The 12,960-nt window shown below is 68.4% G+C and carries 5 protein-coding genes and 1 pseudogene; 2 read left to right on the top strand and 4 right to left on the bottom strand.

Annotated elements, in window-relative coordinates:
* Positions 1 to 129: 129 nt before the first annotated feature.
* Together H261_RS26800 and H261_RS23605 are read left to right on the top strand one after the other, a co-directional pair.
* Positions 130 to 1,806: pseudogene (locus H261_RS26800) on the top strand (beta strand repeat-containing protein); the annotation flags it as partial.
* Between the two features lie 124 nt (positions 1,807 to 1,930).
* Positions 1,931 to 2,152 (top strand): hypothetical protein, encoded by a 222-nt coding sequence (locus tag H261_RS23605; protein WP_152427034.1) that lies wholly within the window; start codon positions 1,931 to 1,933, stop codon positions 2,150 to 2,152.
* Positions 2,153 to 2,184: 32 nt separating this feature from the next.
* Here H261_RS23605 and H261_RS26280 read toward each other — a convergent pair whose 3' ends face one another.
* From H261_RS26280 to H261_RS21160, 4 genes are all read right to left on the bottom strand, one after another.
* Positions 2,185 to 7,005: a response regulator gene (locus H261_RS26280; RefSeq protein WP_008621782.1), complete on the bottom strand. Its 4,821-nt coding sequence runs from the start codon at positions 7,003 to 7,005 to the stop codon at positions 2,185 to 2,187.
* Between the two features lie 32 nt (positions 7,006 to 7,037).
* Positions 7,038 to 8,762, bottom strand: a complete 1,725-nt coding sequence (locus tag H261_RS21170) for an MCP four helix bundle domain-containing protein (protein ID WP_008621781.1) — start codon at positions 8,760 to 8,762, stop codon at positions 7,038 to 7,040.
* Between the two features lie 20 nt (positions 8,763 to 8,782).
* Positions 8,783 to 10,219, bottom strand: coding sequence for a chemotaxis protein CheB (locus H261_RS21165; protein WP_008621780.1), 1,437 nt, complete (start codon positions 10,217 to 10,219; stop codon positions 8,783 to 8,785).
* A partial coding sequence (locus H261_RS21160) for a response regulator (RefSeq protein ID WP_008621778.1) occupies positions 10,216 to 12,960 on the bottom strand: 2,745 nt, incomplete at its 5' end. The genes H261_RS21165 and H261_RS21160, both read right to left, overlap by 4 nt.

Here is a 12,960-nt window from a genome sequence, read left to right as displayed (position 1 = left end):
GTCGCCGCCCTGGACGGTCTGGGCGCGAACCAGGCCGCCGGCCTGTCCACCACCCAGGTGGCGTCGCTGTCCACCACCCAGGTGGCCGGGCTGAGTCAGACGGCCCTTTCCGGCCTTTCGGCCGGCCAGATGGCGGCGCTGACCAATACCCAGCTCCGCGCCCTGACCGCCGGCCAGATGAGCGAGCTGACCGAGACCCAGGTGGCGGGGCTGACCGGCACCGCCTTCGCGACGCTGTCGACCACCCAGCTGGCCGGCCTGGGCGGCACCCAGACGGCGGCGCTGACCACCACCCAGGTGGCCGGGCTGACCGCCACCCAGCTGGCCGCCCTGTCGGCGGGTGGCGTGGGGGGGCTGACCGGCGAACAGATCGACACCATGACCACCACCCAGCTGCGCGGCCTGTCGGCCACCCAGATCGGCCAGCTGTCGGAAGAGACGGTGGACGACCTGACCACCGAGGATATCGGGGCGCTGACCGTCACCCAGATCCGGGGATTGCTGGCCGAGCAGGTGGACGAGTTGGACGAGACCCAGATCGGCGCCATGAGCGCCACCCAGATCGCCGCCCTGTCGGTGAGCACGGTGGCCGGGCTGGCCGCCACCCAGATCGATGGATTGTCCACCACGCAGATGGGCGGCCTGTCGGTCAGCCATCTGGCGGTGCTCACCACCACGGCCATCGGCAGCCTGTCGGCCTCCCAGATGGACGCCCTGTCCATCACCCAGCTGCGCGGCCTGACCGCCGCCCAGATGGCGGCGCTGGGCGGCGAGCAGATCGCCGGATTGTCCACCGGCGATCTGGCCGGGCTGTCCACCGCCCAGTTGGCCGGGCTCGGTACCACGGGGGTCGGCGCCCTGTCGGCCACCCAGGTGGCCGGATTGTCCACCACCTCGCTGGCCGCCCTGTCCAATACCGGGCTGGCCGGCCTGACCGCCAGCCAGCTGGCCGGGCTGTCCACCACCCAGGCCCGCATCCTGGCCGCCACCCAGATGGCGGCGCTCTCCACCTCGGCGGTGGCGGGACTGGCCTCGACCCAGGTGGCGGCGCTCTCCACCACCCAGCTGCGCGGCCTGACCGGGGCGCAGATGGGCGCCCTGTCGCCCGATCAGCTCGACGGCCTGTCCACCACCCAGGTAGGGGCGCTGGCCGCCACCCAGCTGGCGGGCATCACCGCCACCGGCATCGGCTCACTGTCCACCACCCAACTACGCGGCCTGTCCACCACCCAGGTGGCCTCGCTGTCGGCCACCGGCATCGGCGGCCTGACCGAGACCCAGCTGGGGGACCTGACCATCACCCAGCTGCAGGCGGTGACCGTCACCCAGATCGGGGCGCTGACCACCACCCAGGTGGGCGGCCTCACCCCCACCGAGATCGACGCCCTGACCACCACCCAGCTGGGCGGATTGTCGGCCACCGGCATCGCCGCGCTGTCCACCACCCAGATCTCGGCCCTGACCACCCGGCAGATCGCCTCGCTGTCGGCCACCGGAATCCACGGCCTGACCGCCACCGAGGTGGAGGCGCTGTCCACCACCCAGCTGGGAGCGCTGTCGGCCACCCAGGTCGCCGCCCTATCGGCCATCGGCATCACCGGCCTGACCACCACCCTGGTGGGCAGCCTGACCTCAACCCAGTTCGCGGCGCTGACCGCCACCCAGATCGACGCGCTGACCCCCACCGAGATCGGCGGGCTGACCGCCAGCCAGATCGGTTCGCTGTCCTCGGCGCAGTTGGGGGCGCTGACCCGCGTGCAGATCCGCGCCCTGTCCACCGCCCAGGTCCAGGCGCTGTCCACCACCCAGGTCCGGGCGCTCAGCACCATTCAGGTGACCAACCTGACCGGCAGCCAGCTGCAGGCGCTGAGCGCCGCCCAGTTCGCGGCGCTGTCGGCGACGCAGATGGGGGGCGCTCACCCCCACCCAGGTGAGCAATCTCAGCGTCACCGAGATGGCGGCGCTGTCGGCCAGCCAGCTGGGCGGCCTGACCACCACCCAGGTGGCGTCGCTCTCCACCAGCAATATCGAGGCGCTGACCGCCACCCAGATCGAGGCGCTGACCGCCACCCAGATCGACGCCTTCACCAGCACCCAGATCGCCGCCATGACCGCCGAGCAGATCGCCGCCATGGAATCGGCGGTGGCCTGAGGCCGGCGGGCCGGCCCGGATTCGGGGCGGTGTCAGGCGAAAACGGGGGCCAGCGCGGCGCGCAGTTCGTCCAGGGTGGGGGCCAGCAGCGGAGCCAGCATGCCCGTCGCCATGTCGTCGCCGTTCCTGGCGGCGTTCTCCAGATCGGCGGCCAGCCGGCCCAGCCGCACGGCGCCGGCGGTGTTGGCCGTGCCTTTCAGGCCGTGGGCCGTCTCGCGCAGGGCGGCAAGCTCGGTCTCGGCCCCGATGCGCGCCACCTTGGCCCCGGCATCGTCGAGGAAGGCGGCCAGGATGGGGCGCAGCCGCGCCATGTCCCACTTGTAGATCGGCCCCATGCGCTCGAAATCGAAGATGTCGGGATCGATCTCGGGCAGGGCCGGGGCGGAGGCGGGGACAGGCGCCGCCGCCATGGGAACCGCCACCGGCGCGGCACGCCGCCATTTCAGCAGGGTGGCGAACATGGCGTCGGGATCGATGGGCTTGGCCAGGTGGTCGTTCATGCCGGCCTCCAGGCATTTCTCCTTGTCGGCCTGCATGGCGTTGGCGGTCATGGCGATGATGGGCAGGTCGCCAAAGCCCAGCCTGCGGATTTCGCGCGTCGCGGTGACGCCGTCCATCACCGGCATCTGCATGTCCATCAGCACCATGTCGTAGGCGCCGGCCATGACCTTGTCCACGGCGATCCGGCCGTTCTCGGCGATCTCGACCACCAGCCCGGCATCGCGCAGGATTTCGCCGGCCACTTCCTGGTTGAGCTCGTTGTCCTCGACCAGCAGCACCCGCACGCCCAGCAGCCCGCCAAGGTCGCCGGTCGGCCCCTCTGCCTCCGGGACCTCCTCGGAACGCCGGTCGTCGGCGGCGAAGACCCGCATGATGCTGTCGAACAGGGCGGCAGGGTTGACCGGCTTGATCAGCACCTCGCCGATATCCGCCGCCTGGGCGCCCCTCATCACCTCCTCGCGGCCATAGGCCGTCACCATGATCAGGTGCGGCGGGAAGGGCAGCCGGATGGCGTGCAGGCGCTCGGCGACCTCCAGCCCGTCCAGGTCGGGCATCTGCCAGTCGAGGAACACCACCTCGTAGGGCCGGTCGAGGACCGCGTCGCGGATGGCGGCGATGGCCGCCTCTCCCGAGTCCACGGCATCCACCTCGAACGACATGGCCCCCAGCATCTCGGCCAGGACGGCCCGCGCGTTCTCGTTGTCGTCGACCACCAGCATACGGCGACCCCGCAACTCGGCCTCGGGCAGCAGGGGAGCCCGGGGCTTGCCCTTGCCCAGGCGGGCGGTGAACCAGAAGGTGGAGCCCTGTCCCGGCACGCTGTCGACCCCGACCTCGCCGCCCATCAGCTCGGCCAACTTCCTGGAGATGGCCAATCCCAGCCCGGTGCCGCCGAACTTGCGGGTGGTGGAGGTATCGGCCTGCTGGAAGCTCTGGAACAGCCGGGCCTTCTGCTCCCCGGTCAGGCCGATGCCGGTGTCCCTGACCTCGAAGCGCAACAGGACGTCGGGGCCGCAATCCTCCAGCAGGCGCACCGCCACGACGATCTCGCCGGTTTCGGTGAACTTCACCGCGTTGTTGGCGTAGTTGATCAGCACCTGGCCCAGCCGCAGGGAATCGCCCGTCAGGTCGAGGGGCACGCCGGGGCCGATGTCGAACAGGAGTTCCAGGCCCTTGGCCGAGGCCTTCTCGGAAACCAGGTTGGAGACGTTGTCCAGCACCTTGTCCAGGTGGACCTCGCAATTCTCCACCGCCAGCTTGCCGGCCTCGATCTTGGAAAAGTCGAGGATGTCGTTGATGATGCCCAGCAGGTGCTGGCCCGATTGCTGGATCTTTCTGACGTAGTCCTTCTGGCGCGGGGTCATCTCGGTCTTCAGCGCCAGATGGGCCATGCCGATGATGGCGTTCATGGGCGTCCTGATCTCGTGGCTCATGTTGGCCAGGAAGTCGGCCTTGGTCCGGGCGGCGTCCTCGGCCACGTCCCTGGCCCGCGCCAGGGCCTCGGCCGCCGCGCGGGCCAGGGTGACGTCCTCCAACATCCACACCGAGCCGCGCGACAGGTCGGCGGGGTCGATGGCGCTGCCGCTGGTCCGGCACCAGAACCGCGAGCCGTCCTTCCTGACATGGACCAACTCGCGGTGATAAACCTCGCCCCGGCCCAAACTCTCGGAAGCCCCGTCGATGTCGGAGAAACTTTCGTCGTCGGGAAACCAGATACGGATCGACTGCCCGATCTGCTCACCCGGTTCGTAGCCGAACAGCTTGTCCAGGCGGGGATTGCCCCTGACGATCACCCGCTTCTTGAGGAAGGCGATGCCGACCGTCGCCGCTTCCAAGATCGCCTGCTGTTCGGCGCTGGCGACCCGCACCGCATCCTCGGCCTTGCGGCGTTCGGTGATGTCGTAGGCCCAACTGACCAGATAGCGCCCGTCGGCGAATTCGGTCAGCGCCGCGCTCAGCAGGACGGTGATCGGCGTCCCGTCGGCACGCACGAATTCCGACTGGTAATCGCGCACGAAGCCGTCGCGGCGCAGTTGCTCGATGAAGTCCTGGCGGTCCGCCGGCCGGAACCAGAAGGTGGTGGTGCTGCGCCGCGCCAGATCCTCGGGCGTGGTCCCCAGCATCTCGGCAAGCCGGCGATTGGAGAAGGCGGGTTGCCCGTCCTCGGTATTGATCGACACGCCCGCCGGGCTGTTCTCCAGGATATGGCGCAGCCGCTCGCCGCTTTCGCGCATCTCGCGTTCGAGGCGCTTGCGCTCGGTGATGTCCTCGACGATCCAGATGGAGGACTTCTCGAGCCCATCGAGCCGGACGCCCTTGGCGGAAATCATCGCCGTGAAGACCTGGCCGTCGCCCCGGACCAGGTCCCATTCATGGTGGACCCCCTCGCCCGCCGCCAGCCTGGACCCGATCCGCCCGCCGAATTCGCGGTAATCGTCCTCGGTCGGGAAGAAACGTGCCGCCTCCAGGCCCTTCAGGGACCCGACCGTATAGCCGAGCAGCTCGGCCATGGCCGGATTGGCCCGCTGAACCCGCCCCGAGGCGGTGTACATGATCCCCATGGGCGCGTTGTCGAAAATGGCATCCTGTTCCGACAGCAGCGACTGAATCCGGTTCTGCCGGACGCTCAATTCCCGCGCCTGCTCCTGGGTGGACATCAGCAATTGCCGGGTCCGCTCGCTGCGCGCCAGGATTTCCATGCGCATGGCCAGCACCGGCAGGACGGCGTCGATGACGTCCCGGTTGCGGCCGTCCACCGGACGCAGGGTGGCGATCTCGATGACCCCCAGGCATTCGTCGCCGCTGAGGACCGGCAGCAGCAGCACGGCCCGCGCCGGCGCCGACATCAATCCGGTCTGGATGCGCAGATAGTCTTCGGGCGGATCGATGATCCCGATCTCGCGCCGCCCCATGGCGCACTCGCCGACCAGGCCGTCGCCCAGGGCGATGCGCTGCCGCGACACCACCTCGCCGGAACGGGCGTAGCCGCCACAGCACACCAGGGCGTCGGCTTCGCCGTCGCGCCGGAAATAGCTGGCGAAGCCGATATCGAGAACCGGCGCCAGATTGGCGAACAGCGCCCGCGAAAGGCTCTCGAAATCCTCGGCGGCCTGCAGATCGGCGGTGATCCTGGCCACCTGGCCGGAGATGTAGCTTTCCTTCGCCCGTTCCCTGACCACCGAGGTCAGCTGGGTCAGTGCCCCGACCACCTCGCCGATCTCGTCATGCCGGCGGGCAACGGGCAGGTCGATCCTGTCCTCGCCCTTGGCCAGTTGCCCCAGCGCCTTGTGGACCAGGGACAGCGGACGCAGCACCCGCCGGACGATCAGCAGGAAGCAGACCAGGACCGACCCGGCGACCACAAGGGCCAGCAACAGGCTGATCCGCAGGGCCGAACGGCTTTCGCCGTCGATGTCGGCCATGCGGGCGGCAATGGATTTCAGCGCGGCGGCGCGCAGCCCGAGAATAACGTTCATCTGCGGCACGTAGGTCTTGGCGAAATCGGCGGCGTTCATCGGGTATTCGCCGCTGCTCCGTCCCACGTCCCGGATGCGGCGGACCAGGGGCAGCCCTCCGCCGATGAAGTCGGCATCGATGGCCGCCAGGGCCGCCTTGAGATCCTCGGGAGAACCGGTCTTGTCGAAGGCCAGCCGCGATTGGTAGTCCAGGGCCTGGATGGTCCCCAGCAGCCGCTCGACCCGGGCCAGTTCGTCGGCGGTCATCAGCCGCCGGACGACGAAGGGAGCGGTGAAGACCGACCCCAGCTGGCCGGCGTAATCCCGCATCTCGGTGGCCAGCCGGGCGATGGTGACGAAATTGGTCAGCGACGGGTCGGCCTGGGCCAGATTGCCCTCGATGACGTTCAGTCCGGGGGCCAGCAGGGGCAACACGTCGATCATGGCGTTCACCGCCGCCATGACCTCGGCGTCCCGGCGCTGGGACCGCGGCCGTCCGGCCAGATCGTCGATCTGGCGCCGCGCCGCCGCCAGCTGTCGGCTGGACGCCCCAAGGGAGCGGACGACGGCGTCCCGCTCGGCCAGCGGACGGCCGGCGCCAAGCGCCGCCTCGATGTCGCGCAAGGCACGGTCGGTCCCGTCACGGGCCGCCCTCAACGCCGCGACCCGCTCGGGCGGCAGGGGAAGATCGCTGCCCAGGACGCCGTTGGCCGGGCCGCGTTCCGCCGAAATCCGCGACGCGGCGTCGAGGCCCAGCCCCATCAGCCGTTCGGCCGCCATTCCGGACTGGACGCTGGCCCGCTTGTCCAGTTGCGGGGCGATGACCCGCCCGATGAGCACGACATTGGCCAGAACCACCAATCCCATGCCGAGGCTGACGACCGTCGATACACGCATCCGCTTCTACCTTCCGGTTTCGCGACAATCCCTTACGCGGCCTGCCGTGCCCGCACCGAAATACTGAGGCATTTGCCGCGGCCGCCACGCGGCGGCAACGGACTGGTGGACAGCGCGATGGGAAACGTCGTGCCGTCCTTATGCCGCCCCTTCACCTCATGACCGCTGTCCATGGCGTGGTGGCCCGGCATCACCTGCTCGACATCGCCGCCAATCAGTTCGCCCGGAGAATAGCCGAACAAGCCTTCCGCATTGGGATTGGCCAGCAGGATCCGGCCCCCGGAATCGGCAACCAGCATGCCGTCCGGCGCCGTTTCGATGATGCTGCGGAACCAGTTCTCGGTCTCCAGCAATTCGGCCTGCTGCGCTTCCATCTCCACCTGCTGCTCTTCCAGTTGGGCTGCCTGCTTTTCCATCCGCTCGGCCTGTTCCTGCGTCGCGGCCAGCAATTCCCGGGTGCGGAGATTGCGGTCGAGAATCTCCATGCCGGTGGACAGGGTCGGCAGCAGGGCCTCCAGGACCGCCTGTTCCCGGTCCTTGAACGGCTGGAACGAGGCCATCTCCAGCACGCCGAGGACACGGTCGTCGTGGATGACCGGCAAGACGATGATGCTGGCCGGCGGGCCTTCGCCCAGGCCAGAGCCGATGCGGATGTAGTCCTTGGGCGCGGTCAGCACGATAGTCGATTTTTCCATGACGCACTGGCCGACCAGCCCTTCGCCCACGGCGAAGCTGTTGCTCAGGTGTTTGCGTTCGCGATAGCCGTAGCCGGCCAGCAGATTGTAGCGCCCCTCCCCGTCGGCGACGTAGAAGGCGCCATGCCCGGCGCCGATGGCCGGCGCGATCTTCGAGACCGCGATCCGGGCCAGGGCGGCGAAATCCTCGGCCTGCTGCAGCGCGGCACCGATGTCCGAGACATGCGACTTGACCCAGTGCTGGTCATTGGCCTTGCGGTAGATGTCCTGCAGCACGCCGATGGCGCGGGCCATGATCCCGATCTCGTTGGGATAGTCGGTATGGGGGATCTGGGCCTCCACATTGCCCGCCGCCAGTTCCTCCACCGAATTGCGCAGGCGTTCGTTGGGACGCTGGATGCTGAGGCCGATCAAAACCCCCAGCAGGATGGCCGCGAGGATTCCCCCCAGCAGCAGGCCGACCGCCATGCGTTGGGTTGCCGCGACGTCCGCGCGCACCAGTTCAAGCGCGCTCCTGGTCCCCCGTTCCTTGACCTTGACGATGCGGTCAAGATCCTCGTCGGCCGCATTGCCGCTGGCGATGAACTCGGCGCTGGCGACAAATTTCGCCGCCGCCGAGGGGTTCAGGCTTTCCCGCTCGATCAGCCCCATGGCGTGCTCGACGTTCTCGTTGTACCGGGCCAGATTCCGCTGAAACTTTTCCAGCCCCTCGATCGCCTCGGCACGGAACAGGCGCTTGCGCGCTTGGGCCATTTCGTCGTGCAGCGCGCTACGGGCCTGATCCACATGCGCCCTGGCCCGGTCGCGGGACTGGCCGTCGGGGGCGATCATCATCTGCCGCAAGGCGCGTCCCATATAGGCGAGATTGACGTTGGCCTCCTTGATGTGCGAGATGCCGAGCAATTCCATCTCGTACATCTTTTCCATTTCGCCCTGCATGTGGGACAGATTGGACTGGGCCTGCAGGCCGATCAGCACGGCGACCAGGATTCCCGAGGAAAAGCCGATGACCAGCTTGGTGGTCAGCTTGAACCGCTCGACGAAATTCAGGAGCGCTTTCATGGGTGGTCCTTTCCTGGAACTCAACGGCGCCGACGGAACAGCCGGTGATAGTGGTCGACGGGGCCGAACAGCGAATTGCCGACGAAACCGAGGGATTCCGACGGCCCGATGAACAGCAGTCCCTGGGGCCGCAAGCACCGGTGAAAGACCTTCACCAGACTGTCCTGCAGCAGGCTCTTCATATAGATCAGCAGGTTGCGGCAACTGACGAGGTCAAGATCGCCGGGCGGGGTGCCGACCAGGACGTCGCGCTGCTCGAAGGTGACGCAGCCCCTGATCTCCGGCAGGATTTCGTAATGCTGCCCACGCGGCAGGAAATACCGGTCGCGCAGCGTCTCGTCCGTCTCCTTGAAGGCGGTTTTCCGGTAGACGCCCTCGCGGGCCATGGCCAGCGCCTCGGGATTGAGGTCGGTGGCGGTGATCCTGACGGGATGCGTCCGGCCCAGACCGCCCCGCAATTCGCTCAGGATGATGGCCAGGGTATAGGGCTCCTCGCCCGAGGCGCAGCCCGGCACCCAGACCCGGATCGGCTCGCCGTCCGGCTTTTCGGCGATGATTCCGGCCAGGACCCGTTCCAGCACGCGGAACGATTCCCGGTCGCGGAAGAACGAGGACACCGAAACCAGGAACAGGTGCTGCAGCACCCTCAATTCCTCGGGGTCGCGGCGGACCAGGGCCTGATAGGCCTCGTCCGAGGCGACGCCCAGGACCGATTTGCGCTTCTCCAGCCGGCGCAGCAGGGTTTCCTCCTTGTAGCTGGAAAAGTCGATGCCGGTGGCCTCGTGCACCCTTTGGATCAGGTATTCGAGGTTCCGGCGCGCCGCCTCGGGAACCGCCGGGGCCGAGGGGACCTGTCCGGGCGGGATTGCGGCGGGCACGCCCCCTGGAAAGCGCAGCCCCAGAAAATCCCCGATCCTCTCCACCGGCAGCACCTCGTCGATCCCCCCGGCCCGGATCGCCGCCTCGGGCATGCCGTCGAACTTGGCTTCCGACGGCTCCTGCGCCAGGGTCAGCCCCCCCACGCCGCGGATCGCCCGGCAGCCGGCGGTGCCGTCCGACCCGGCCCCCGAGAGGATGATGCCGATGGCCGCCGGCCCGCAGCTTTCGGCGATGGAGGCGAACAGGGCGTTCACCGACGGGGTGGACAGGTGTTCCGGCGCCGGGTCGGCCAGCCTCAGGGTCTCGCCGCGCACCAGGCCATCCCTGCCGGCGGGAATGACCGTCACCGTATCGGCCCGCAGGCGGCCCCCCGGCTCGGCCAGCAGCACCGGCAGGACGGATTCCCGCTGGATCAGCCGGACCACCAGATCGCTATGGCCGTTATCGGCCATGTGCTGGGCGACCACATAGGCGATGCGCCCCGTCGGACGCAGGCGCGCGAACATCAGCAGCATGGCCTCGAGCCCGCCGGCCGACGCCCCGATTCCGGCGATATGCAGGGATGGAGCCTGGGTCATGGCGGTTCGACCTCCCTGAGCCGGGCCAGGGCGGCGTCCAGGTCGCAATCCTCGATGGCGGCGGCCACCGGCTTGAGGGCCGCCGCCAGGGCGGTTCCCTCCAGCCTGGGCAGCAGGGCATCCAGCACCTCGCCGGCCTCGGAATCGCTGTCGGCCAGCAAGGCCGCCAGTTTGCCCAGGGCCGTCCTCGCCTCGGCGCTGGAAACGGCCGGAGCTTTCGGCGCCTCGCCGGTCCCGACGGCCCCCAGGCCGGCGATGACCGGCTGGAGTTCGGTCAGGGTCCGGGCCAGCCGGGCCTCGATCTCGTCCTCGGGCCGCCCGTCCCGGCAGGCGGCCTCCAATTCCCCCGCCGCCGCCTGCAGGGCCTTGGCGCCGATATTGCCGGCAGTACCCTTGAGGGTGTGGGCGGCGCGCATGGCGGCGGCGGCGTCCGGGTCCACCCTGGCGGCGGCGAAGGTCTTGGCGAAATCGGCCTGACTGTCGCGGAACTTGATCAGCATGCGGATGTAGAGCGATTCCTTATTGGCCATGGTCGCCATGCCCGCCCTGACGTCGATCCCCGGCAGATCGGGCAGGCCGCCCGCCGGCCTGGCGGCGGGACTCTCGGGCGGTTTCACCACGGCGGCGGCGGGCCGCGCCCTCCCCGGCTTGATCCAGCGCGCCATGGTGGCGAACATGTTTTCCAGATTGAGCGGCTTGGCGATGTGATCGGCCATGCCCGCCTCGATCACCTTTTCCCGGTCGCCGGTCATGGCGTTCGCGGTCATGGCGATCACCGGAATTCCGTCGAGCGCCGGATTGCCGCGGATCATACGGGTGGCGGTATAGCCGTCCATCACCGGCATCTGGCAATCCATCAGCACGCCGTCGAACCCCCTATCCCCGGCAAGGATGTCGAGAGCCGCCTGCCCATGGTTGGCGAGGACCACCTCCATGCCGGCCTGGGACAGCAGCTCCGTCGCCAGTTCCTGGTTCATCTCGTTGTCCTCGACCAGCAGGACGCGGCTGCCTTCCAGCGCCCTCATGGCCTCCTTGTAGGTTTCGGCCCTGTCCTGGACATAGCTCTCGGCCGCCACGCCCTTGCCCAGAATCTCTCCGATGGCTTCGAGCAGACTGGCGGCGGTGACCGGCTTGGTCAGGACCGTCTTCAGAACGGCGCCACGCTCCTGGGCATTGCTCATGGCCTCCTCACGGCCATAGGCGGTGACCATGACCACCGCCGGCACCCGCTCCGACCGATCCCGCTGCAGTTGCTGGACGGCCTCGACCCCGTCCATGACCGGCATCTTCCAGTCCATCAGGATCAGGTCATAGGCCAGGCCCCGCGCCTCGGCGGCGGCGACCATCTCCAGCGCCTGCCGCCCGTCCCAGGCGGTACCCACCTCCAGGCCGAATCCCTTGGCCATGGACGACAGGATCTCGCGCGCAGAGGCGTTGTCGTCGACCACCAGCACCCTGAGGCCCATCAGCTCGTCCGAACGGAACACGCGGCGGGCGGCGGGCTGGGCCTGGACTCCCAGCCGGGTATGGAAATGGAAGACCGATCCCTTGCCGGGCTCGCTTTCCACCCAGATACGCCCGCCCATCAGTTCGACCAGAGTCTTCGAGATGGCGAGGCCCAGCCCGGTGCCGCCGTATTTGCGGGTGGTGGAGGAATCCGCCTGGCTGAAGCTCTGGAACATCTTGCCGCACTGCTCGGGCGTCATGCCGATGCCGGAATCGCGCACCCAGAAATGCAGCTCGGCCTCGGTCTCCGTGCGGCCGACCAGTTCGGCGCCGACGATGATCTCGCCCGTTTCGGTGAACTTGACCGCGTTGTTGCCGAGATTGATCAGCACCTGACCCAGGCGCAGCGGATCGCCGGTCAGGGCGGTGGGAATGTCGGAGGCGACGCTGAACAGCAATTCCAGCCCCTTGTCCTCGGCCTTCAGGCCGACCAGGCTGGCGAGGTTGTCCATCACGTCCTCGAGGCGGAAATCGATGCGCTCCATGGCCATCTTGCCGGCCTCGATCTTCGAGAAGTCGAGGATGTCGTTGATGATGCCCAGCAGGTTCTCGCCCGAGCGGTGGACCTTTTCGATGTAGTTGCGCTGCTTCTTGTCCAGCCGGGTCTGCAGGGCCAGATGGCTCATGCCGATGATGGCGTTCATGGGGGTGCGGATTTCGTGGCTCATATTGGCCAGGAAGTCCGACTTGGCCTTGGTGGCTTCCTCGGCGGTCTGCTTGGCCCGTAGGACCTCGGCCTCCACCCGCTTGCGCTCGGTCACGTCGCGGATCGAGGCGCAGACGCACAGGCCGCGCCCACCGATGGCCGGCAGGCGGGACAGGCCGACCTCCACCGGGAATTCCGACCCGTCCTTGCGCACCCCACGCAACTCGCGGTCCCTCATGGCCAACTGGCGGGCATCGCCCTGCCTGATATAGCCGTCGCGCTGCGCCGGGTGGCCGGAACGTGCCGCCTCGGGCACCAGAGTCTCGACAGGCCGCCCGACCAGTTCCCCGGCCGGGTAGCCGAACATGGCTCCGACCTGCGGGTTGACCAGGATGATCACCCCGCGGTCATCGGTGACCAGCATGCCGTCGGGCGCCGATTCGATGATGCCGCGATACCAGGTCTCGGTGGCCTTGATCTCGGTTTGCTGCGCTTCCAGCTCGACGGATTGCTCCTCCAGCCGGGCCGCCTGTTTTTCCATGTTCTCGGCCTGGCGCCGGGTTTCCTCCAGCAATTCCTGAGTCCTGAC

The organism is Paramagnetospirillum caucaseum (assembly GCF_000342045.1).
GTDB classification, from domain to species: Bacteria; Pseudomonadota; Alphaproteobacteria; order Rhodospirillales; family Magnetospirillaceae; genus Phaeospirillum; species Phaeospirillum caucaseum.
The sequence above is the reverse complement of the archived record's forward strand: the minus strand, read 5'-3'. Positions and strand labels throughout refer to the sequence as shown.